This window comes from Cutibacterium sp. KB22876 (assembly GCF_059728865.1).
This window is the reverse complement of record NZ_AP040858.1, coordinates 1,472,203-1,494,042: the sequence shown is the minus strand read 5'-3', so window position 1 is coordinate 1,494,042 and position 21,840 is coordinate 1,472,203. Positions and strand designations below refer to the sequence as shown.

At 63.8% G+C, this 21,840-nt stretch carries 21 protein-coding genes, 1 tRNA gene and 1 riboswitch; of the genes, 1 reads left to right on the top strand and 21 read right to left on the bottom strand.

Features of this window, described 5'->3' with window-relative positions:
* Positions 1 to 62 precede the first annotated feature (62 nt).
* Positions 63 to 145, top strand: a tRNA-Leu gene (locus AC6I1W_RS06775).
* Positions 146 to 153: 8 nt separating this feature from the next.
* Here AC6I1W_RS06775 and AC6I1W_RS06770 read toward each other — a convergent pair.
* From AC6I1W_RS06770 to AC6I1W_RS06670, 21 genes are all read right to left on the bottom strand, one after another.
* Positions 154 to 525 (bottom strand): fluoride efflux transporter FluC, encoded by a 372-nt coding sequence (locus AC6I1W_RS06770; RefSeq protein WP_016667332.1) that lies wholly within the window; start codon positions 523 to 525, stop codon positions 154 to 156.
* A complete protein-coding gene (locus tag AC6I1W_RS06765) occupies positions 522 to 953 on the bottom strand; it encodes a fluoride efflux transporter FluC (protein WP_065673943.1) in 432 nt (143 codons plus the stop codon). Before AC6I1W_RS06765 ends, AC6I1W_RS06770 begins: the two co-directional genes overlap by 4 nt.
* Positions 944 to 1,504 carry a universal stress protein gene (locus AC6I1W_RS06760; protein ID WP_249361226.1) on the bottom strand — a complete coding sequence of 187 codons (561 nt, stop codon included), beginning with the start codon at positions 1,502 to 1,504 and terminating at the stop codon, positions 944 to 946. The genes AC6I1W_RS06765 and AC6I1W_RS06760 overlap by 10 nt, the downstream gene beginning before the upstream one ends.
* 93 nt (positions 1,505 to 1,597) lie before the next feature.
* A riboswitch (Fluoride riboswitch) is annotated at positions 1,598 to 1,668 on the bottom strand.
* 135 nt (positions 1,669 to 1,803) lie between these two features.
* The gene (gene pyk, locus AC6I1W_RS06755; protein WP_065673941.1) at positions 1,804 to 3,180 is read right to left on the bottom strand and encodes a pyruvate kinase; all 1,377 of its coding nucleotides are present in this window, start codon (positions 3,178 to 3,180) and stop codon (positions 1,804 to 1,806) included.
* A 175-nt stretch (positions 3,181 to 3,355) separates the two neighbouring features.
* Complete coding sequence (locus AC6I1W_RS06750) at positions 3,356 to 4,276, bottom strand: RluA family pseudouridine synthase (protein ID WP_462552441.1); 921 nt, start codon at positions 4,274 to 4,276, stop codon at positions 3,356 to 3,358.
* Positions 4,273 to 4,779, bottom strand: coding sequence for a signal peptidase II (locus AC6I1W_RS06745; protein WP_065673939.1), 507 nt, complete (start codon positions 4,777 to 4,779; stop codon positions 4,273 to 4,275). Before AC6I1W_RS06745 ends, AC6I1W_RS06750 begins: the two co-directional genes overlap by 4 nt.
* Positions 4,780 to 4,838: 59 nt before the next feature.
* Positions 4,839 to 5,318: a TraR/DksA family transcriptional regulator gene (locus AC6I1W_RS06740; RefSeq protein ID WP_462552439.1), complete on the bottom strand. Its 480-nt coding sequence runs from the start codon at positions 5,316 to 5,318 to the stop codon at positions 4,839 to 4,841.
* A gap of 159 nt (positions 5,319 to 5,477) precedes the next feature.
* On the bottom strand, positions 5,478 to 6,569 hold the full coding sequence (locus AC6I1W_RS06735; RefSeq protein WP_065673938.1) for a DivIVA domain-containing protein: 1,092 nt from the start codon (positions 6,567 to 6,569) through the stop codon (positions 5,478 to 5,480).
* A 151-nt stretch (positions 6,570 to 6,720) separates the two neighbouring features.
* A complete protein-coding gene (locus AC6I1W_RS06730; protein ID WP_065673937.1) occupies positions 6,721 to 7,011 on the bottom strand; it encodes a YggT family protein in 291 nt (96 codons plus the stop codon).
* An 11-nt stretch (positions 7,012 to 7,022) separates the two neighbouring features.
* A complete protein-coding gene (locus AC6I1W_RS06725; protein ID WP_065673936.1) occupies positions 7,023 to 7,538 on the bottom strand; it encodes a cell division protein SepF in 516 nt (171 codons plus the stop codon).
* Positions 7,539 to 7,665: 127 nt separating this feature from the next.
* Positions 7,666 to 8,451 (bottom strand): purine nucleoside phosphorylase YfiH/LACC1 family protein, encoded by a 786-nt coding sequence (locus AC6I1W_RS06720; protein WP_015582988.1) that lies wholly within the window; start codon positions 8,449 to 8,451, stop codon positions 7,666 to 7,668.
* 1 nt (position 8,452) lies between these two features.
* Positions 8,453 to 9,706, bottom strand: a complete 1,254-nt coding sequence (gene ftsZ, locus AC6I1W_RS06715; RefSeq protein ID WP_004811797.1) for a cell division protein FtsZ — start codon at positions 9,704 to 9,706, stop codon at positions 8,453 to 8,455.
* Positions 9,707 to 9,827: 121 nt separating this feature from the next.
* A complete protein-coding gene (locus AC6I1W_RS06710) occupies positions 9,828 to 10,541 on the bottom strand; it encodes a cell division protein FtsQ/DivIB (RefSeq protein ID WP_004811798.1) in 714 nt (237 codons plus the stop codon).
* Positions 10,541 to 11,956, bottom strand: coding sequence for a UDP-N-acetylmuramate--L-alanine ligase (gene murC, locus AC6I1W_RS06705; protein ID WP_117189290.1), 1,416 nt, complete (start codon positions 11,954 to 11,956; stop codon positions 10,541 to 10,543). Before murC ends, AC6I1W_RS06710 begins: the two co-directional genes overlap by 1 nt.
* Positions 11,957 to 11,987: 31 nt before the next feature.
* Positions 11,988 to 13,091, bottom strand: a complete 1,104-nt coding sequence (murG, locus tag AC6I1W_RS06700) for an undecaprenyldiphospho-muramoylpentapeptide beta-N-acetylglucosaminyltransferase (protein ID WP_065673933.1) — start codon at positions 13,089 to 13,091, stop codon at positions 11,988 to 11,990.
* Between the two features lie 36 nt (positions 13,092 to 13,127).
* Positions 13,128 to 14,303, bottom strand: coding sequence for a putative lipid II flippase FtsW (ftsW, locus tag AC6I1W_RS06695; protein WP_171048592.1), 1,176 nt, complete (start codon positions 14,301 to 14,303; stop codon positions 13,128 to 13,130).
* A 115-nt stretch (positions 14,304 to 14,418) separates the two neighbouring features.
* A complete protein-coding gene (gene murD / locus AC6I1W_RS06690) occupies positions 14,419 to 15,915 on the bottom strand; it encodes a UDP-N-acetylmuramoyl-L-alanine--D-glutamate ligase (RefSeq protein WP_270235788.1) in 1,497 nt (498 codons plus the stop codon).
* Positions 15,897 to 16,967, bottom strand: coding sequence for a phospho-N-acetylmuramoyl-pentapeptide-transferase (gene mraY / locus AC6I1W_RS06685; RefSeq protein ID WP_270235786.1), 1,071 nt, complete (start codon positions 16,965 to 16,967; stop codon positions 15,897 to 15,899). The genes murD and mraY overlap by 19 nt, the downstream gene beginning before the upstream one ends.
* Positions 16,964 to 18,421, bottom strand: coding sequence for a UDP-N-acetylmuramoyl-tripeptide--D-alanyl-D-alanine ligase (locus AC6I1W_RS06680; protein ID WP_270235785.1), 1,458 nt, complete (start codon positions 18,419 to 18,421; stop codon positions 16,964 to 16,966). The genes mraY and AC6I1W_RS06680 overlap by 4 nt, the downstream gene beginning before the upstream one ends.
* Positions 18,418 to 20,007: a UDP-N-acetylmuramoyl-L-alanyl-D-glutamate--2,6-diaminopimelate ligase gene (locus AC6I1W_RS06675; RefSeq protein ID WP_463668665.1), complete on the bottom strand. Its 1,590-nt coding sequence runs from the start codon at positions 20,005 to 20,007 to the stop codon at positions 18,418 to 18,420. Before AC6I1W_RS06675 ends, AC6I1W_RS06680 begins: the two co-directional genes overlap by 4 nt.
* On the bottom strand, positions 20,004 to 21,791 hold the full coding sequence (locus tag AC6I1W_RS06670; RefSeq protein ID WP_021108643.1) for a peptidoglycan D,D-transpeptidase FtsI family protein: 1,788 nt from the start codon (positions 21,789 to 21,791) through the stop codon (positions 20,004 to 20,006). The genes AC6I1W_RS06675 and AC6I1W_RS06670 overlap by 4 nt, the downstream gene beginning before the upstream one ends.
* Positions 21,792 to 21,840 lie beyond the last annotated feature (49 nt).

Below are 21,840 nucleotides of genomic sequence, written 5' to 3'. Positions count from 1 at the left end.
GGCAACACCCAGTGGCCGCAAAATCGGCATACCGGCGCAACTGTGGCACAATAGGCGAGCCGGCCCGAGTGGCGGAATGGTAGACGCGGCGCACTCAAAATGCGCTGTCCTTGCGGGCGTAGGGGTTCGACTCCCCTCTCGGGCACCGTCGGCTTACACCAGTGATCCCAGGGACAGGCCCAGGATCGCTGCCAGCGCTCCCGCAATGGCCATCCCCAGACAGTGCAGAGCTCCCACGCTCATCCCACGGCTGGACGCGGTGCGCGAGGTCTCCACTGACGCCGTGCTGAAAGTCGTGAAGCCACCGCAGAATCCGGTTCCCAGCGGACCCTTGAGACTCTGTGAGAATCCCACATGGTTGAGAGCCACCGCGATGATGAATCCCAACAGCAGGGATCCCAGCACATTGATGACGAGGGTTCCCACCGGCACTGGGGCCGGGAAACGAGAGTTGACGCGCGAGTCAAGCAAGAACCTCGTGACCGCACCAAGGCCACCAGCCAGGCAGATCCACAGCATCGTCATGACGACCTCCTGCGAACTGCAGCACGCACCGTGGTGATCATGGCCCAGGCCAGGAAGGCACCTGCCGCGACACTCGTCAAGAGGTAGGCAATGCCCAACAGCCAGTACCCAGACATGACACGCTGCCCGGACTCCACTGCGAGGGTGGAATAGGTCGTGAACCCGCCAAGCAGACCGGTGCCAAGGCAGAGCCGAACCGCTCGGCGAATCCCCTCGTCAGGGCCGGCATGGACGAGAACTTCGAGCAGGGTCGCGAGCACGAAGGCCCCGACGAGATTGGTCACCAGGGTCGCCCAGGGCACACCGTCGGCAGGAGCCGGCCAGGCGTGGGCTATTTCGGCTCGCATGAGGGTGCCCAGGCATCCCCCCAGGAAGACCAACCCCACCAGTACCGGACGACGATCGAGAAATCCCGATCTCACTGCCATGGCGAGGAATCCTTCCAGTCGACGACGGCGGTGGGCACCACAAGTACCGGACGGTGCTGATGGTGGGACAGATTGGTCGCAATCGATCCACTCACGAATTCCTGGACCCGACGCCGGCGATGCGTTCTGGCTCCCACGACGAAGGCCGCGGCGTCAATGGCTCGAGCGAGGTGGGTCAAGGCACGATCTGGCCGACCAGCAAGGTATTCCAGCCACCACGGGACATCGCAGTCTCCCAAGGCTGTCGAGATTTCCTCGGTCAGACGCTGACGGAGGGTCTCAGCGTCACCATCCATGGCGTCCGGGTCGATGGGTACGGACACCACCGACCCATCTGTGTTCTCCTCGACGACACAGCGCCGCTGATCAACGTGGGCGAAGACAATTTGGGAGGCCTTGGTTGCACGGGCCAGTGAGGCAGCCGTCAGGGCCACCAGACTCGATTGCCCCGGAACCACCGCGACGACGATGGGGTGACCGCGGAACTCGACCATTCGGGAGGGGTGCGGCTGAGGCACTGCGCCATCTTTCGCCGCCATGTGTCCACTCATGACCATCCTCCGCATTGGAGGCCACGCGACTGCACGGGATCCATCGTCATCTCGCTCATTCATTGGTGCGAGGGCAGACTCCCACCCACGCATGACGGGGCAGGAACCATCAGCCAGATCGGCAGTTCGGCATCGGCCAGGCGGGATCCATCGCCGTCACGGACTTTACCAGCCCCGTCCCCCACCTCGTCGAATCCTTCCGAGGTGCGGACGAAGTCGCTCTCCCCGTCCTGAAAAGGGCGACGTCCCCCGCCCCAGAAGGGGTGAGGGACGTCGCGACAATCGAGGTTCAACCGCGATCAGTCGTCCTCCTTGATGCGAAGGATGCGCAGATCATTGGTCTTGCCGGGGATGTCCATCGGGGAGCCGGACAGCACGACGACGCGGTCGCCGACCGGCACGAAGCCCTTGTCACGCAGGTAGGCGTTGACCCAGCGGTACAGCTCCTCAGCGGTCTTGAAGACTGGGGTGACGACGGCGTGGGCACCCCACACCCAGGCGAGATCCTTGGTGGTGGTCTCATCAGGGGTGAAGACGATGAGCGGGGTGCTCGGACGCAGACGGGCGATACGGCGAGCGGTGTCACCGGACTTGGTGAAGGCCACGATGAACTTGGCCTCGGCACGTTCGGCGATCTCGGCAGCAGCCTTCGACATGATGCCGCCGGTGGTGTGCGGGTCCCAGTCGATCTTGGCGATCTTGTCCAGGCCGTGAGCCTCGGTGGACTCCACGATCTTGGCCATGGTGCGAACGGTCTCGCCCGGGAAGTCGCCAACGCTGGTCTCAGCGGAGGTCATGACGCCGTCGGCACCGTCCAGGATGGCGTTGGCCACGTCGGCAGCCTCAGCGCGAGTCGGACGGGGAGCGTGGATCATCGACTCGAGCATCTGGGTGGCCACGATAGCGGGCTTGGCCTGCAGACGAGCTTTCTCGATGATCTGCTTCTGGATCAGCGGGACCTCCTCGAGCGGGCACTCAACGGCCATGTCGCCACGGGCAACCATGACTGCGTCGAAGGCGTCGATGATCTCGTCGAGGTTCTCGATGGCCTGCGGCTTCTCGAGCTTGGCGATGACTGGGACGGTGCGTCCCTCCTCATCCATGATCTCGTGGACGCGGTCGATGTCGGAACCGTGACGGACAAAGGACAGGGCGACGAGATCGATGCCGGCCTTGAGTGCCCAGCGCAGGTTCTCCTCGTCCTTCTCGGTCAGGGCCGGGATGGACACGGCGACACCGGGAAGGTTGATGCCCTTGTGGTCACCGACCGGGCCGGCGACGGTGCAGTGGCAGTTGACGTCGTTGCCGCTGACGGAGTCAACCTGCAGGACGGTCTTGCCGTCGTCGATGAGGATGACGTCACCAGCCTTGCAGTCCTCGGGCAGTCCCTTGAAGGTGGTGGAGACGCGCTCCTGGTTGCCCATGATGTCATCGGTGGTGATGGTGAACTTGTCACCAATCTCAAGGTCGATCTTGCCGTTCGACTCTCCCTCGGCCTTCTCGAACAGGCCGGTACGGATCTTCGGGCCCTGCAGGTCGGCCAGGGCTGCCACGTTGAGCCCGAGCTCCTTCGAAACCGAGCGAACCAGGTCAAGACGCTCCTGGTGTTCGGAGTAGTCGCCGTGGCTCATGTTGAGGCGGGCGATGTTCATGCCAGCCTCCATGAGCTCCTTCATGGCGTCATGGCTGGACACAGCGGGTCCAAGGGTGTTCACAATCTTAGCTCTACGCACACCTCTCACGATACCGCCCGACATGGAGGGAACCCGACTCAATGAGCCTCTCAGCGCCGGATGTACACCAGACGTTCATCCATGATGCACGGATGACCACAGCCGACTGAGCGACTGTTCAGGCTTGCCTCACCACATCCAGCGCGTGCTGAAGATCCTCGGACGGGTCCGAGCGGAACGTCACCCATTCGCCACGTCCTGGATGGGTGAATGACAGTTCCGCGGCATGCAACCACTGCCGCTCCAGCCCCAGTTCCTTGGCCAGCACCGGATCACACCCGTAAAGCGGATCTCCACAGCAGGGATGTTTGACGGCTGCCATGTGCACCCGGATCTGGTGGGTTCGACCGGTCTCGAGATGCACCTTGAGCAGGGTCGCGTGACGGAAGGCCTCGATCGTCTCGTAGTGAGTGACGGAGTGACGCCCGCCGTCGACGATCGCCATCTTCCAGTCGTGACGATGATCACGACCGATGGGGGCATCGATCGTTCCCGTGAACGGATCGGGATGTCCCTGGACAAGGGCGAGATACACCTTGTCGACGGTTCGGTCCCGAAAGGCCTGCTTCAACAAGGTGTAGGCGTGCTCACTTTTGGCGACCACCATAAGACCGGAGGTTCCGACGTCGAGGCGCTGCACGATGCCCTGACGCTCCGGCGCCCCACTCGTGGAGATCGCGAATCCAGCGGCCGCCAGATGCTCGACGACGCTGGGACCATCCCAACCCAGAGACGGGTGAGCGGCCACACCAGCCGGCTTGTCAACGACGACGATGTCAGAGTCATCGTGAACGATTCTCATCCCCTCGACGATCTGAGGGGTGATCGACGGGGTGGCGACGGGATCCGACAGATCGATGTCGAGCATCTGTCCCATGGCGACGCGAACAGACGCCCGGGACACCTTCTGCCCGTCCAGGAAGACCAACCCTTCCTCGATGAGATCGGCAATCCGGGATCGCGACACCCCGCTCATCCGAGCAGCAGCGGCATCAACCCTCTCTCCGTCAAGACCATCAGGTACCAGCAGGACGCTCACATCTCCTCCTTCTCGTCGCGCTCCCCTCGTACATTGTCATCCGTCGCATGGCCTTCACCGTCGTGGCGGCCGAAGATCGACACCAGCACGACGAGGATCGCCGTACCGGTGATGAAGATGTCTGCGACGTTGAAGACCGCGAAATGCGGCAGGCTGATGAAGTCGACGACATGGCCACGCAATGGCCCAGGCTCCCGGAAGATGCGATCGGTGAGGTTCCCGCAGATACCAGCAATGAGCATTCCGCAGGCGATCAGGGACCAACGATGACGAGCCTTCGGGACCCCCCACGCACACACGACGATGAGCATCGCGATGGCAAAGAGGCTGATGAGGACGGTCGCCGTCGATCCCATGGAAAAGGCAGCACCAGGATTACGCAACAACCGCAGCGTGAAGAAACCGCCAAACCAGCTCGGCGGATCGTCGGGATCAAGATGAGCGACGGCCTTCGCCTTGGTCCATTGGTCAAGGCCATAGCCAGCCACCGCGATGACGACCATCACCAGACGCCAACGCCTGAGCTGCGCTCCTGTCAGCGTAGTCGGATCAGTGGGAGAGATCACCGGCGCTCTTCGCGCTGCTTGCACTTGACGCACATGGTGGCTCGCGGGAAGGCCTGCAGACGAGCCTTTCCAACGGCCTTGCCACAGGACTCGCAGGTACCCCAGGTACCCTCGTCGAGCAGCCGGAGAGCGAGCTTCGACTGGTCGTAGACGGCACGGGCGTTGCGGGTAACGGAGATCTCCTGGTCACGCTCGAACTGGGAGGAACCAACGTCGATGGTGTCCATGCCGGCACCGTCGTTGCCCTGCTTCATGAGATCGGCAAGGTCATTCTCGGCCTTGGCGAGGGCGGTACCCATCCTGTGGACATCCGACTCCAGGGCGTCGATGATCTCGCGAACCTCATCGGCCGTCCATGGCTCATCGCCGTCGCGCACCGGCAGGGAGGCGGCGATGGCCTCGGCATCATGATCTGACATGGAACTCTCCATCGTCATGCGGGGATCGTCCCCGGCTTGGTGGTGTGTGCCGCTCATGTCATCACCTACGTGGGAGGTGCATGAACTGTGGGCAGACATTACACCCATGCCACTCACCCGTCATCCTCGTCGCCGGCTCCGAGGTTGGCCACCAGATGAACGACGCCGTGCCCCGGTCACATGACCGGGGCACGGCGTCTTAGAAAGTGTGTCGCGTCAGTTCTGCTGCTGGCCGCGGCCAATGAGAGCGTCGAGACGCGGGGTGGAGGAATCACCCGGAGCAACGCGGTTCTCCGACTTGAGCAGCTCGGGCAGCTCGGCGGGCTCGAAGACACCATTCTCCAGGTTGTCAGCCTGAGCACGCAGGTGGGAGGTGAGGGCATCGCGGTAGCTCGCCTCGAAGGAGCGCAGGTGGTCGACATTGCCTGCCAAGGTGTCACGCTCGGCCTCGAGCTCGCGGAAGAGCTCGGTGCGGCGGGTCTGGGCATCGGCATTGACCTTGTCAGCGTTGCTCTTGGCGTCCGAGGTCATCTTCTCGGCATTGACGCGGGCGCTGGACTCGATGCGCTCGGCACGGGTCTGGGCATCGACGGTGAGCTCGTGAGCCTTGGTCTCGGCAGCCTGAACCTTGCGACCGGCTTCCTCCTCAGCCTCGTGGACGACACGCTCGGCGTCGGCGAGGGCCAGCTCAACCATGCGGACCACGGCCGGAGAGGCTTCAGCGCTGGTGGTCACGACAAGCTTCTGGACGCCATCCTCGGTGGTCGTCGGCTGCTGTTGGGCGACCGAGGAAGTACGGCTACGGGAGGCAAGGGCCTGGGCATCACGCAGCTGGGCGCCAAGACGCTCGTTCTCGCTGCGCAGGCGGGCAACCTCGGCCGGGTCGATGTCCTGGCCCGGGCGCTGGGTGGCCCGACGCAGCTCCTCGATCTCGGACTGCAGGGAAGCCTTCTCCTGCTCGATCTGGTGGGCGCGGTTCTCGGCCTCCTGCTGGGCGGCCTTGGCACGATCGACCTCACCGGAATCAACCGCCGGACGATCATTCTGTTGGGAGCGCAGCTCCTCGATCTGGGCACGGAGGTGCTCGTTCTCGTCGACGAGCTCCTGATCGGCCTTCTGCTCACCCTGGTCGCCGGACCTAAGGGCCTCGACCTGGGCCTTGAGACGCTCATTCTCGTCGGTGAGGGTCATGAACGCCGCTTCAACCTTGTCGACGAAATCATCGACTTCAATGGCGCGGTAGCCCTCGCCGGGGCGTTTGACCATCGGGAAACGAACCTTGCGCACCTCTTCGAGGGTCAGCGTCATTGTGCACTCCAAGATGTCGGGAACAGTCAGGACCCGTGAGGCGGACCGTATGGTCCGGGGTGGACACGAGATGCCGACAAGGTTACTCCACCGCGGCGCTCGCGTCACTCGGGAGGCTCAACCTCACCTTCGGGGTATGGCCAATACCCCCTCACCAGAAGAGGGCGACAACCAGCCTCTGAAGGACAGCCAGCAGGACGAAAACGATGATGAACCCAACCGAGAATCCGACATTGCCGAACCTCACCGGCGGCACAAGTCGATCAAAGAACTTGATCGGCGGATCCGTGATCGTGTAGACGATCTCAAACACCACTGCCAATGCGCCGTGCGGCTCGAAATCGCGCACCAGCAACGGCACCCAAGACATGAGCATCCGCACGATGAGCAACACCGTGTAAATCTGAATGAGCCACGTGAGAATGGTCCCGGCCAGGATCATGGCTGACTCCGTCAGGACTGGTTGAAGAACCCGCCACTGGCGATGCGGGCCTTGTCCTCCGGGGTGACATTGACATTGCGCGGGCACAGCAGGAAGACCTTGCTCGTCACCCGCTCGATGGTTCCGCGCAGACCGAAGATGAGACCGGCAGCGAAATCGACCAGGCGCTTAGCGTCGGCGTCGTCCATCTCGGTGAGGTTCATGATGACGGGAATGCCGTCACGGAACTGCTCGCCAATCGTCCGAGCCTCGTTGTAATTGCGCGGATGGACGGTCAGGATGCGGTTGATGTCGGCGATGCTCGGCTCCTCGAGTTCCGGGCGACGCTGCTGGACCGCCTTGTGTTCCCTGCCGCGCTGCCCGGTGGAGTCGTGATGATGCAACTGGGTCACCTCCGAAGATGGCTCGTACCCGTCGTCGGAGTAGACCTCCGTGGTGAGCTCCTCGTCCGGAAGATCCTCCTCGTCGTAGCGACGATCGTCGACAATGCCGACGTACGAGGCGATCTTCCTGCCGATTCCTGCCATCTGGAGCTCCTTCTCGTGGGTGCGTCCCCAAGACGGGGATCTCACCATTCAAGCCTGCCACGGATATTGCCACGGTTTGACGAGACACGCGAACTGCTGACACATCATGGACCGGCGCGATCCGTCCTCACCGAGGGTTGGAAGTCCTCCACACCAGGCCGGCAAGACGTCCCGCACCGTGATCCCTCCGGTGAGAGAACAGATCTTGTCCCTCAAAAGTACATGGGTCAAGCCCGACTGCTGCCACGCCCAGGGACTCCAGCTGGACCAGGGCGCCGGCACCCAAATCAAGGGCCGGAGTCCCTCGACGAGTCACGGCCCGGGTTGCCGGGTACTCGGCCCACACCTGCTCTGCCATGTCAGCGGGGACCTCATAACAGTTGCCGCAAATATGAGGCCCCACCCATGCCAGCAGGTCAGTGGCTCCCATGTCTCGCATGGCGCTGACGGTGGCCGGAAGGACCCCCGCCAGGAATCCCACTCGACCGGCGTGAGCAACTCCGATGACACCAGTTTTCGGGTCAGCCAGCACGACGGGCATGCAATCGGCGACCCGAATGGCCAGTGCGACCCCGGGGAGGACGGTGACCATGGCATCAGCGACGGGGAGTTTCCGCTGGCCTGCGACGCGGTCTCCAAGATAGCGTTGCGGAGTCCACCCCTCGACGTCGTCAGCCCCGACTCGCCACACGTCCTTGCCGTGCACCTGATGACAGACCATCACCGGACCAAGACCGAGGCGGGCACGCAGCGCCTCCAGGTGCTCGAGAACGGCGGGATCCTCGTCAGTGCGTCCGAGATTGAACCCGTCAAAACCGTGACCCCCCAGGCCCCGGCCGGCAGGGTCGACGCGATCCGTGAAGGCGACCCCAACGCCATTGTTGGCGTCGGGGTCGATGACGAATCTCAGCACGTCACTTCAAGAAGTCGGGGATATCCAGATCATCCTCGGGCTCATCGACCTGCGGACGCTCGTCCTGCTGCTGGACCGGCTGGTTCAACTGCTCCGGCTGGGAGGGACGATGACCGAACGGGCTGCCCTGGGTCTGCGGACGAATCGGGGTCGGCTGCTGGTTGCCGCTGCCCTGACGGTTCGCGCTGGAGGCAGATCCGGACGGGGCTGCCCCGGTACCAAAGACTCCTGCCGAGGAACGATTACTCATTGCCGGACGGGAGGCCGGACGCTGGCTGATGCCAGGTTGCTTGGTGCTGGTGGGCTGGCCATTCTCGAACCCGGCCGCGATGACCGTGACGCGCACCTCATCGCCGAGGGCATCGTCGATGATGGTGCCGAAGATGATGTTGGCCTCGTCGTGAGCGGCGGCCTCGATGAGATTGGCCGCACTGGCGACCTCGAACAGACCGAGGTCGGAGCCACCGGCGATGGACAGCAGTACGCCGCGAGCACCGTCGATGGACACCTCGAGCAGCGGGGACGAGATGGCCATCTCGGCGGCAGCACGGGCGCGGTCCTCGCCAGAGGCACGTCCGATGCCCATGAGGGCCGATCCGGCGTTCGACATGACCGACTTGACGTCGGCGAAGTCCAAGTTGATCTGACCCGGCGTCGTGATGAGGTCGGTAATGCCGGAAACACCTTGCATCAGCACCTGGTCGGCCTGTTTGAAGGCGTCCAGGATGGCGATCTGCTGGTCCGTCATATCCAACAACTTGTCGTTGGGAATGACGATGAGGGTGTCGACCTCGTCGCGCAGATTGCCGATACCGGACTCGGCCTGGGACGAACGGCGGTGGCCCTCGAAGGAGAACGGGCGGGTCACGACACCAATGGTCAGGGCCCCGAGGGAACGAGCAATCTTGGCGACGACGGGAGCAGCACCTGTGCCAGTCCCACCGCCCTCACCGGCGGTGACGAAGACCATGTCGGCGCCCTTGAGGGACTCCTCGATCTCGTCAGCGTGATCCTCGGCAGCCTGACGTCCCTTGTCAGGGTCCGCACCTGCACCCAGTCCTCGGGTGAGGTCCCTGCCGATGTCGAGTTTGACGTCGGCATCGCTCGTGAGGAGGGCCTGGGCATCGGTGTTGACGGCGAGGAACTCAACTCCCTTGAGTCCCGCCTCGATCATGCGGTTAACGGCATTGCAGCCGCCACCGCCTACCCCCACGACCTTGATCACGGCGAGGTAGTTCTGGGATGGAATAGCCACTGGAGTTCTGCCTCACTCTTGTCTGACGGACCGGTCTAGGGCAAGGGTATGAGCACGTCAGAGGGGTGTCCAACGCCGTAGGCCACCTTGACCTCGACCCTCAACCCCGGCTTGAGACTGCTCACCGAGAGGTCGGATGCTCCGGGGATGAGACGTCGAAACGGGTTGCCTTGACATTGAGCATCGCGGCGGTGACCTTGCCCTTGAGCTCGGACTGATCCGCCGATCCCCACACCACCGTCCGCTTACCGGACAACACCACGACGATGGCGTCACGAGACTTGGCCTCGACGTGGTCGACCTGTCGCCTCAGCTCGACGGGGAAGGAATCAGCCACGGTTGCGACGTCGCGCAGCAGGGCACGATTGCCCGACGACGTCGTGGCCCACACCACCTTCGGGGTCGGCTTGGCCGTCCGGTTGAAGATCGCCCCGGTGGGGTCAATCCACAGGTATCCCCCCGGAGTCTTCACCTGATACGAGACCTTCAACTCGGTGACGTCGATGACGAGGGTGTGAGGCCACTTCCGGTGCACCTCAGCCTGGTGGACGATGTCCATCGAGGTGACGCGAGCAACGACCTCGTCAGTGTTGACCCGCGCCAGGGGCTGGCCTTTCTGCACCTTGGCGGCCTGCTCGACCTGGGAGACCGTGACCAGATGCGTTCCGTGAACCTCGACGGTGTCGACGCTGAACACGGAGGAACTGCGCACCACCCAGATCGCCACCAGGATGAGGACCACCACCGCAGCGACGATTCCTGCGATGATCTGGTTGCGACGTCGGCGGCGTCGGCGTCGCAACTCGATGGCAACGTTGATGTCGGAAACCGGCATCAGGACTTGTCCTCCAGCAATCCCACCAGAACTGGACCCACCAAGGTGACGTCTCCAGCTCCCAGGGTGATGACGAGGTCGCCGGGCCGCACCTCTTCGGCAAGAGCCTCCGGGAGGTCCTGCTTGTCAGGAACGTAGCGGGAATCACCACCTGCCGCGATGACCGCATCGTGCACCATCTCGCCCGTGACCCCAGGAATCGGGTCCTCCCGGGCGGGGTACACGTCAGAGACGATGACGCGGTCAGCCAGGGTGAGGGCCTGGCCGAACTCCTCGGCGAAGTCCCGGGTACGGGAGAACAGATGAGGCTGGAAACAGGCGATGACCCTCCCCTGTCCGGTCACTGCGCGGCGAGCAGCCCCGAGAGTGGCGCGCAGCTCGGTCGGATGGTGGGCGTAATCGTCGAAGACTGCCACGTCACCGACGCATCCCACCAGCTGGAAGCGCCGCAGGGTACCTGTGAAGGCGCCAATTCCCGTCAGGAGTTCGTCATGGTCAATCCCCAGCAGGGAGCCGACGCAGTAGGCGGCAGCAGCGTTGGAGACGTTGTAGCGGCCGGGAACCTGGAGTTCGGTGCGACCCCGGGTGGACCCGTGGACGAGGGTGGCCGAGGCCGTCGTGCCCTCCAGGTCGAGGTCGACGAGCTGGACCTCTGCCTGCTCCGACTCACCGTAGGTGACCACCTTGACCGTTCCGGTGCTCTCCAGGCGAACCGCCAGCTCGGCCGCCCCCGGATCATCGACATTGGTGACGACATAGCGCACCTCGGGGCGGGTTGCCATCGAGATGAAGCCATCGAAGTAAGCCTGCGGGGTGCCCCAGTTGTCGAGGTGGTCAGCTTCCACATTGGTGACGACGACGATCTGGCTGGGGTACTGCAGGAAGGAGCCGTCGGACTCGTCAGCCTCGACGACGAAGACCTCCCCCCCACCCAGGTGGGCCGACTCTCCGGTGGATGCCAGCGGTGAACCGATGACGTAGGACGGATCAGCTCCGGCATGATCGAGCATGGTGGCGACCATTCCGGTGGTCGTCGTCTTGCCATGGGTACCGGCGATCGAGACACCCTCACGACCCAACATGAGGGCAGCCAGAGCGGCCGAGCGGTGCCAGACGCGCAGGCCGAGACGATTGGCCTCCACCAGCTCCGGATTGTCAGGACGGATCGCCGAGGAGACCACGACCGTGCGAGCCCCGGCCAGATGGGCAGGGTCATGGCCCACCCAGGTCTGGACCCCAGCAGCTGCCAGATCACGCAGGTTGGCTGAATCGACCTGGTCGGAGCCGCGAACGTCCACTCCCATGTCGTGGTAGATCCGCGCCACACCGCTCATTCCGGCTCCGCCGATGGCGATGAAGTGAACCGGCCCAATGGTGCTGGGGCCGAGCAGCTCGACAGGTTCCCGCAATGACATGAGTTTTCTCCTCGAACAGTCGTCGGGTCGATCACTTCGAATTGGTGGCCGAGATCACCCGTGCCGCCATCTCCTCAGCGGCATGGGCAGGCATGAGTCCCCGTCCGGCAGCTGACATTCTGGTCAGCGCATCGGCGTCATGGATACGCGCGGTCTCGGCGAGGAGCCGCTGGGCATCCAGTTCCGCGTTCGTGACGACGACACCAGCCCCGGCGTCAACGGCCGAGGTGGCATTGCGCGCCTGTTCGCCATTGCCGTGTGGCAATGGAACGTAGATCGTCGGCAGGCCGACGGTCGCGGTCTCCACCACTGTTCCAGCTCCGGAACGAGCCACCATCAGGTCGGCAGCCGCGTACGCACTGGCCATGTCGTCAACATATCCGACCGGCAGCCAGGCAGCTCCCGTCGTTTCATCAACGATCTTGGTGTTGCCCTTGATGTTCTTCGGGCCCACGACGTGGAGGATTTGCACACCGTCGGCAAGGAGGGTGTCACGTGCTGCGACGACGGCGTCATTGATGGCGACCGCTCCCTGAGATCCTCCGGAGACAAGCAGGGTGGGACGGTCGGTGTCCAGTCCCAGATCGGCGCGAGCGCGGGCACAACGCCCGGCTCGATCCGCGTCGCTGGAGTCTGCCAGGTCAGTGATCTGCGTGCGCAGCGGCATACCGACGAAGGTGCCCTTCGGCAACGGGGTGTCGGGGAACGCCGTACCGACGAAAACCGCAAACCGCGCGGCGATCTTGTTCGCCAGCCCGGGAACAGCGTTCTGCTCGTGAATGACGACGGGGATCCTGGCTTTCCTGGCAGCCAGGTATGCAGGCAACGAGACGTAACCGCCGAAGCCAACGACCACATCAGCCCGGCGCTGCTTGAGCACCGCACCTGCCTTCCGTACCGCTCCGGCCAACCGACCAGGAACCTTGAACAGATCCGCGTTCACCGTGCGCGGCAGCGGCACCGGAGGAATCATGTCGAGCTCGAGACCGGCCTCGGGGATCACTCGTCCCTCAAGACCCTTCGGCGTCCCGATGCAGGAGACCGTGACGCCACGCTCCTGCAGAGCCTTCGCGGTGGCAATAAGGGGAGATGTGTGGCCAGCCGTTCCTCCGCCAGCCAGAACAACGTTCACCATGGGTACTCCTCGGGGGAATGGGATATGGCGTCGAGATCAGCCACGATTACCTCCGTCGACGACACTCGTCACACGGGCGGGCTCAGTGCGTCGGGAAGCCTCAGTACTGCGCCGAGCGTCTGGCTCGGTACGGGCACACGCCAAGATGATGCCGACCGCCAACAACACCGACACCAAGGCCGATCCACCGATAGAGATGAAAGGAAGCGGCACGCCGACGACCGGCAACAGATTCAGTGAGACAGACATGTTGATGATCGCCTGGGCCGCAATCCATGCGGTGGCCGTCGATGCGGCCGAACGACGGAAGAGAGAGTCCTGGCGCATCGCCGTCCTCACTCCTGCCCACACGAGCAGGGTAAACAGCAGGATCACGCCGAGGGTGCCGAGCAGACCCATCTCCTCACCGAGGACGGCGAAGACGAAGTCGTTCTGCGCACCGTCGTAGAGTCCTCCCCACTTCTGACGGGACGCACCGATGCCGACCCCCCACCAGCCACCGGTCGCCAGGGCGTAGATCGCCGAGAGCGGCTGCTGGGAGGTCGTCGCGCCATTGTCAGGATGCAGGAAGGACAGCACGCGCTGAGCTCGGTAGGGAGTGATCGCGATGAGCATCAGGATCGCCAGCAGGCCCAGACCGATGAGAGCGCCCAAATAACGTTTCGGCACGCCGAATCCCCACATCTGCGCCAACATGATGAGTCCGATGATCATCGTCGTCCCAAGGTCTCCCTGAGCGACGACCAGCAACCCGATGACCCCATACAGCGCAAGATAAATGCCCACGCCTTTGGACGTCGCCATCTCGTCTCGACGCGACGCCATGTAGCTGGCCCCGATGAGGACCAGCGCGAACTTCGCGAACTCCGAGGGCTGCAGGCTGACCGGGCCGAGAGCCAGCCACGACTGGTTCCCCTTGCCAGCGTCCGATCCCAGGGGGGTCAGCACCATTACGAGCATCAGGCAGACGACGGCGTAGGTCAGCCCGCCGAGTTGGCGCAGATGTGCTTCCGACAACCGGGACACCACCGCCGAGGCAATCGCTCCGACGACGAGGAAGAGGATCTGGCGAATGGCGAAGTGGTAGGGCCCGCGTCCGAGCGACTGGGAGTACACCGAGGACGAGGACAACCCCATCAACGCTCCGATGCCGCACAGCAGCACGGTGGTGGCGAGGATGACGTAGTAATCCAGGAAGGGTTGAGTCAGCAAGCCACCTGAGGATCCGTCACCGCTGTCGAGTCGCAGGAAGTGTGTCAGCCAGCTGGCGGGGGTCCGGCGTCGGGCTCCATTCATCTGCCGAGGAGTCCGGGTGTCGACCGACTTCTCAGCCATCAGCATCCGGCCCGTCAATCTGTCGTGCCGCGCTGACGAAGTCGTCACCGCGGGCAGCATATCCAGGCCAAATGTCGAGGCTCGCGCACCCCGGAGCCATCAAGACGGTGTCGCCGGCGCGGGCCATCTCGGCCGCCTCGCGAACTGCCTTGGCCATGCATTCTCGCGACATGTCATCGATGACGACGACGGGGACATGCGGGGCGTGCTCGGCCAAGGACTTGGCGACGACGTCACGGTCGGTTCCCAGCACGATGGCTCCGCGCAGCTTCTCGGCGTGGGTGGTGACCAGGTCGTCAAAGTTGGTGCCCTTGGCCTGGCCTCCGGCGATCCACACGATGTGCTCGAAGGCGCGCATCGAGGAGTTCGCGGCGTGAGGGTTGGTGGCCTTGGAGTCGTCGACCCAGGTGATGCCACCAGCTTTATGGACGGTCTCGATCCGGTGCCCGCCAAGGTGGAGGTCGCGCAGACCCTGACCCACGGCGCGGGCCGGCACATCGAAGGAGCGAGTCAGGGCAGCTGCCGCCAAGGCGTTCTCGACATTGTGTGGGGCGAAAGGACGGACGTCATCGAGGTGGGCCAGCTCCATGGCGGAGGTCGCCCGCTGGTCGACGAAGGCACGGTCGACGATGAGATCATCGACGACACCGATCATGGAGGGGCCGGGGATTCCGGTAGTGAAGCCGATGGCGCGAGCTCCCTCGACGACATCTGCCTCCTCGACCATGTGCTCGGTCGCGGGGTCGGCGACATTGTAGACGCAGGAATTCGTCACCTGGTGATAGATCCGAGCCTTGTCAGCCGCATAGGAGGCGAAGGGGTCATCCTCGTGGGCATACCACTCCAAATGATCCTGCTGCAGATTCAGGACGGCAGCCGAGTGCAGGGAGAGGGAATTCGACCAGTGCAGCTGGAAGCTGGAAAGCTCCACGGCGAAGACGTCGTAGTCGATCTCGTCGGCCATCGCCTCCAGGATGGGCCGACCGATGTTACCGACGGCGCAGGCTCGCAACCCCGCCGCGTTGAGAATGGACTCGGTCATCTGGGTGGTCGTCGTCTTGCCATTGGTGCCAGTGATGGCAAGCCACGGGACGACGCGGTCCGGATGCATGAGACGCCAGGCCAGTTCTGGCTCTCCCCAGACTGGAATCCCCTGGAGTAGAGCACTGGCCACCAAGGACTGGATCGGACGCCACCCCGGGGACACGATGACGAGGTCGGTGCCCTCAGGAAGTTCAGCTGCCGCCCCGGCCCCCAGTCGCACCTCGGCACCGAGCACCTCGAGCAGCCCGCCTTTGTCGCGATGACCATCGTCGTCGGAGTCGTCGAGCACGAGCACCGTGGCATCGAGCTCGAGCAGGGCGTCGGCAGCGGCGTAACCAGAAGTACCCAGACCGGCGACGACGACGTGTACTCCCGACCAGTCGAACAGCCGGTCGGCCGAGCTCAGATCAACCTTTCCGGAGAACGTCACTGTCCCGCCACCCATTCTGCGTAGAAGATTCCCAGGCCGGCCGACACGGCCAGACCGCAAATGATCCAGAACCTGATGACCACGGTCACCTCAGCCCACCCCTTCAACTCGAAGTGGTGATGCAACGGGGCCATCTTGAAAACTCGTTTTCCACCGGTGAGTTTGAACACACTCACCTGGAGCATCACCGAGATCGTCTCGATGACGAACAGTGCGCCGATGATGACCAACAGCAATTCGGTACGGCTGACGACAGCCATACCCGCAACAGCGCCACCGAGAGCCAGGGACCCGGTGTCACCAAGGAAGATCTTGGCCGGCTTCGCATTCCACCACAGGAAACCGAAACAGGCTCCTGCGATGGCAATGGCCACCACGGCGATGTCGTGCGGATCACGCACCGCGTAGCAATGGTTGCCGGCAGTAGTCGGACGCGAACACCACTGGTTGAACTGCCAGATGCTCAGCAAGGTGTAGGCGCCGAAGACCATGGTGGTGGCCCCCGTCGCCAACCCGTCCAGGCCGTCGGTGAGGTTCACCGCATTGGAACTACCAGCAATGAGCAGGATCACCCAGATGATGCCCAACCAGACAGGCAGATGAAGCCAGGAGATGTCGCGCAGGAATGAGATCGCCGAGGAACCCGGAGTGACTCCGTGGGTATCCGGGAAGTACATCACTCCGATGGCGAAGGTGACGGCAACAAACGCCTGTCCAAGCAGTTTTCCCCTGGGTTTGAGGCCCAATGAGCGCTGTTTGGAGATCTTCGTCCAGTCATCGAGGAATCCGATGAATCCCAGACCGGCGAAGAGCCAGAGGACCATTACGGCTGAGAGAGTCGGGTGGGTCCAGGTCACCAGATGCGCGACGATGTAGGCAAACAGGACCGACACAATGATGACGGCACCGCCCATGGTCGGGGTGCCCTTCTTCGTCTTGTGGGTGGTCGGGCCGTCGTCGCGAATGAACTGGCCGTATCCTCTTGCGGCGAGCCAGTGGATGAACCATCGCGTGCCGACAAGGGTGCCGATCATCGACACCGCGCCGGCGAGCAGGATGTTCTTCACGCCTGAGCCTCCCTATCCTCGAACACAGCGCGCCCCACCCGTTCCAGCGCCAGGCCTCGGGATGCTTTGAGGAGAACGACATCGTGCGAGGTCCAACTTAGCGACTCAGCAGCCTCTTCCACGGTGGTGACGAACACATGTGCGCCTTCTGCGCACGCGCCGGCAGCAATGTTCTCGGCCTCGTCACCGACCGCGATGACGACGTCAAACCCGACCTGAGCAGCACGTCGACCTGATTCGGCATTGAGTTCAGGGGAATCCTTGCCGAGCTCAAGCATGTCGCCAAGCACAGCGATGCCACGGGTTTGGGGATCAGCGGCCCGGCGAGTCGCGAGGACGTGACCCATGGCTTTCAAGGAAGCAGCCATCGAGTCAGGGTTGGCGTTGTAACAGTCCTCAACCAGCACCAGGCCATCAGCTCGCTCACGCAACTGCATCCTCATGGCAGACCGCGACACAGCCTTGCTCAAGGCCTCGGCAATGCGACCGACAGTGTCCCCGTCGACAGCGCCATTGAGCTCCAGAGCTGCCAGCGCTGCAGCAGTGGCGGCAACAGCATTGGCGACCTGGTGGGCCCCCATCGTCGTCAACCGGACCCGACTGGTCCAGGTCGACTCGCCCCTGCGAACACCCAGGGTGAAGGAGTGACGATCCAGATCGTCAGAAGTGATCGACTCCGCCCACACCTCGACCTCGGCATCCGGGCGCCGGTGATCGGCATCAGGGCTGAACCATGCGATATGGCCACTGGTCCGCGGGGCCATCCCAGCCACCAGTTCATCGGCAGCATTGAGGACAGCCCAGCCGTCAGAGCTGAGAGCCTCGACGATTTCGCCCTTGGCCCGGGCGATGACCTCACGGGATCCGAACTCGCCCAGGTGGGCGGTCCCGATGTTGAGGACCATGGCGACGTCGGGGGTGACGATGGAGGTCAGCCACGAAATGTGGCCGAGTCCGCGAGCCCCCATCTCGGAGACGAGGAATGCGGTCTCCTCGTTGACGCGGCATGCCGTTAGGGGCACGCCGATCTCATTGTTGAACGACCCCACCGGAGCCACCGTCGGGCCAAAGGCCTCGAGAACCTGGGCCAGCATGTCCTTGGTGCTCGTCTTGCCGCTGGACCCAGTGAGAGCAATGGTCCGCAGACCACGGCATCGTTCGGTGCCCACGACGTGACGGGCCAATCGAGACAGTCCGGCCTGGCCGTCGTCAACGATGAGGTGCGGCAACTGGGCGTCGGTGGCGCGCGTACCCATCACGGCAGCCGCGCCAGCTTCCTGAGCAGCCTCCGTGAAGTCGTGTCCGTCCGCCCGGGCGCCAGGCAGAGCGACGAAGAGAGCCCCCGGAGTCACCTCACGGGTGTCGATGACGACGTCGGGGCCCACCTGTGCAGAGCCGTCAACCGGTTCGGCCCCGACCCATGGGGAAAGGGTGGCAATGTCGACAACTCTCATCGGGTCTGATCCTCCTCGGCCTGCCGAGCCATGGTGCGCCATTCAGCTCGGATGACCTCACGATCGTCGAATGGCAGCACCTCGCCGCCAACATGTTGTCCGGTCTCGTGCCCCTTGCCGAGCACGCAGATGACGTCTCCGACCTCGGCCATTCTCAAGGCCTCGTTGATCGCCTCACGACGGCGTCCGCCATCGACGACGATGACACCATCCTCGGCGGCCTCGTGGGCACCCTCCAACACCGCTGCGCGGATCGTTGCCGGATCCTCAGTACGTGGGTTGTCGTCGGTGATGATGACGACGTCGGCCCTCTCAGCCGCAACATCACCCATGGGGCCACGCTTGGCGGCGTCACGGTCTCCCCCAGCACCCAGGACGGCGATGAGACGCCCCCCGTCGACCGAGGACCGTGCCGCATCAAGGGCGGAGGCAATCGCCTGCGGAGTGTGCGCGAAGTCGACCAGAGCGGTCGGTGAGTCAGGGCCGAGGTCGACGCGCTCCATCCGACCTGGCACCTGAGCAGACGACAATCCGTGCGCAACCTCGTCGAAGGAGAGCCCTGCGGCCTCCAGCATTGCCAGGGCCATGACCGCGTTGCGGACGTTGAACTCACCGGGCAGGGACAATTCGAGAGTGCGCTCCCCCGACGGGGTCGTGACCTCGAGGACGGCCCCGTGCGGTCCCGGATGCCACGACGTCACCTGATAGTCGGAGGGTTCGTGGATCGACGTCGTCACGGCCGTGACGCCACTGGCCTGCATCCTCTCGACGAGTTGACGTCCACGCGGGTCGTCAACGTTGATGACGCCGAGCCGGGCCAGGTTCGAGGTGAACAGACGAGCCTTGGCCTCGAAGTAATCATCGAGGGTCTTGTGGAAGTCAAGATGATCGCGACCGAGGTTGGTGAAGGCAGCGACATCGAAACGGGTGCCGTCGACCCGTTGCAGGGCGAGGGCGTGGGAGGAGACCTCCATGACGACGTCGGTCGCTCCCCTCTCAGCCATGGCGCCGAAGAGACCTTGGAGATCCGGAGCTTCCGGGGTCGTCACTGTGGTACGAGCGCTCGGCAACTCGACACCGTCGAGCTGGAACCCAATCGTCCCGATCGTCCCGACGTGGCGTCCAGCAGCTCGCAGACCTGCCTCCACCAGGAAGGCCGTCGTCGTCTTGCCATTGGTACCAGTGACACCGAACATCGTCATGGCATCAGCGGGATGGCCGAAGATCTTGGCAGCCGCGACCGCCATCGCAGCCCGGGGATCCGGGACGACGATGATCGGCACACCGGCATCCGCAGCGAGGGTCGCACCCTCGTCGTCAGTGAGGACTGCCACCGCACCGGACTGTGCTGCCGAGCCAGCGAATCGAGCCCCATGGGCGTGGAGACCGTGCAGACCGACGTACAAGTCGCCGTGACGTACCTGACGGGAGTCCAGGGTGATCCCGCTGATCGCAGGACCGTTCTCATCGGCCCGACACCCGTCGAGCTCGGCCACCAGATCACCCCACGCAATGGAATTCACCTCCGAAGGCCGCAGGGCGGTGTCTGCAGGTGATGTGAGGGTGGGAGTGGGTTCAGGGCTCACGGCTGGTACTCCAAGGGTTCCTTGCGCGCTTTGTCGGTGGACGGTTGCACACCGTAGCGCGGCAGGGCGACGGACATCAGTTGCCGCGCCGCCGGCTGCGCCACCTCCGTACCTGTGTGTCCGTTGGTGGGCTGGTTGATGACGACATAGGTGAGAATACGCGGCTTCTCGATGGGAGCGACGGCGATGAATGAGGAGATGTAACCGCGATAGCAGTGGCATTGCGGGTCAACACGCTGCGCAGTACCCGTCTTTCCCCCCATTCGGTAATCCGGGATCGGTCGGCCCTTGGCCGTCGAGACGACGTTCTCCATCATGTCGCGGACCTGCTCGGAAGCCTGCTGGGAGATCACTCGGCGGGTCGTCGTGTCAGGGATCTCAGCAGGTTCACCGTGACCGTCGACAGCTGATTTGATGATCGTCGGGGAGTGGTATACACCACCGTTGACGATGCCAGCCACCGCAGCAGCCTCCTGGATCGCGGTCACCGACAACCCCTGGCCAAAGGCCACCTGGTCACGGGTGTAGTCGGGCATGTCCGGTTTGGGAATCTGGCCGTGGGCCTCGCCGGGAAGACCGATCCCGGTAGGTGCCCCTAGGCCGAAGGACTTGAGGTAGGAGGCCATCGTCCCCTTGTCGAGGTTTCGGGCGAAGAGGGTCGTCCCGATGTTCGAGGAGTGCACGAAAACACCGCGAGCGGTCAGGTGCTCGGTGCCGTGGGGCTCGGCATCCGTGATCTTGCCGCCCCCGGAGGACAAGGCCGGAGGAACGACGATGTGGGTATCGGGAGTGAGGACTCCCTGGTCGGTGAGGGCGGCCATCGTCAGTACCTTCTGGACCGACCCCGGCTCGTAGGCATCCTGGATGGTCCGATTGCGGGTCTGGCTCTCCTTGGCCTTCCCCGGCTTGTTCGAGTCGAAGGTGGGCATCGACACCATGGCGAGTACCTCGCCATTCGTCACGTCCATCATGATGATCTCGCCACTCTTGGCCTTGGCGTTCTTGATGGCCGTGCCCAGTGCCTGCTGGGCCATGAGCTGTAGCTGTGCGTCAAGGGTCAGAGCGTAACTGGTGCCATTGACGGCAGGAACGAGGGTGTTGGATCCCAGCGGGATGCGTCCCCACGTCGAAGCTTCGTAGGACTCCTTTCCGGGCACACCTGCCAAGGCCTTGTCGTGGCTGTGTTCGAAGCCGCCAGCGCCCTTGCCCTCGGCATTGACGAATCCGACGACATTGGACGCCACCTTCCCGGAGGGATAGGTGCGGATCGGGTCATTCGAGCTGAAGATCCCGTACCATTCCCCCTCCTTCATGTCCTTCTTGATGAGGTCGAAGGTGTAGCTGTCGACGTGGTGACGCACCACCGAGTAGCGGCTGAGATTGCCCTTGGAGTCGGTGGCCGTGAGAGCCTTGCGGTAATCCTCCGGACGTCCGCCGAGGTGCTTGGCCAGGATCTTGGCAATCGCCTTGGGGGCTGCAGCGGCTTTCTCCCGCTGGGTACGACTCATGGTGACCCGCTCGTCAACGCCATTGCGCGAGATCATGCGAGGGTCGACGAATACCAACACGGCCGGCTGAGTCTGCGCCATGACGGTGCCATTGCGATCAGTGAGCCGTCCGCGGTCGGGCTGCAGGTCGTATGTGTACTTCATCCGCGCGGCCGCCGAGGCCGCGTACGCAGGAGCCTCGATGGCCTGCAACTGCAGAGCGCGGCTGGCCAGACCGATCGCGAGCACGAGGAATGCCGCCATGATGATCGTCAGACGGCCTCGTTGGGAGGCCATCCGTGGGGCTGGCCTCGCGCTCGACGCAGGACGACCCGGACGGTAACCG

What these genes read in the sequence shown, in the direction of transcription:
- AC6I1W_RS06770 (WP_016667332.1), bottom strand. Translation starts at nt 525, where the DNA reads ATGACGATGCTGTGGATCTGCCTGGCTGGTGGCCTTGGTGCGGTCACG.
- AC6I1W_RS06765 (WP_065673943.1), bottom strand. Translation starts at nt 953, where the DNA reads ATGGCAGTGAGATCGGGATTTCTCGATCGTCGTCCGGTACTGGTGGGG.
- AC6I1W_RS06760 (WP_249361226.1), bottom strand. Translation starts at nt 1,504, where the DNA reads ATGAGTGGACACATGGCGGCGAAAGATGGCGCAGTGCCTCAGCCGCAC.
- pyk (WP_065673941.1), bottom strand. Translation starts at nt 3,180, where the DNA reads ATGAAGGAGCTCATGGAGGCTGGCATGAACATCGCCCGCCTCAACATG.
- AC6I1W_RS06745 (WP_065673939.1), bottom strand. Translation starts at nt 4,779, where the DNA reads ATGGTCGTCATCGCGGTGGCTGGCTATGGCCTTGACCAATGGACCAAG.
- AC6I1W_RS06740 (WP_462552439.1), bottom strand. Translation starts at nt 5,318, where the DNA reads ATGAGCGGCACACACCACCAAGCCGGGGACGATCCCCGCATGACGATG.
- AC6I1W_RS06735 (WP_065673938.1), bottom strand. Translation starts at nt 6,569, where the DNA reads ATGACGCTGACCCTCGAAGAGGTGCGCAAGGTTCGTTTCCCGATGGTC.
- AC6I1W_RS06730 (WP_065673937.1), bottom strand. Translation starts at nt 7,011, where the DNA reads ATGATCCTGGCCGGGACCATTCTCACGTGGCTCATTCAGATTTACACG.
- AC6I1W_RS06725 (WP_065673936.1), bottom strand. Translation starts at nt 7,538, where the DNA reads ATGGCAGGAATCGGCAGGAAGATCGCCTCGTACGTCGGCATTGTCGAC.
- AC6I1W_RS06710 (WP_004811798.1), bottom strand. Translation starts at nt 10,541, where the DNA reads ATGCCGGTTTCCGACATCAACGTTGCCATCGAGTTGCGACGCCGACGC.
- murC (WP_117189290.1), bottom strand. Translation starts at nt 11,956, where the DNA reads ATGTCATTGCGGGAACCTGTCGAGCTGCTCGGCCCCAGCACCATTGGG.
- murG (WP_065673933.1), bottom strand. Translation starts at nt 13,091, where the DNA reads ATGGTGAACGTTGTTCTGGCTGGCGGAGGAACGGCTGGCCACACATCT.
- murD (WP_270235788.1), bottom strand. Translation starts at nt 15,915, where the DNA reads ATGGGTGGCGGGACAGTGACGTTCTCCGGAAAGGTTGATCTGAGCTCG.
- AC6I1W_RS06680 (WP_270235785.1), bottom strand. Translation starts at nt 18,421, where the DNA reads ATGAGAGTTGTCGACATTGCCACCCTTTCCCCATGGGTCGGGGCCGAA.
- AC6I1W_RS06670 (WP_021108643.1), bottom strand. Translation starts at nt 21,791, where the DNA reads ATGGCCTCCCAACGAGGCCGTCTGACGATCATCATGGCGGCATTCCTC.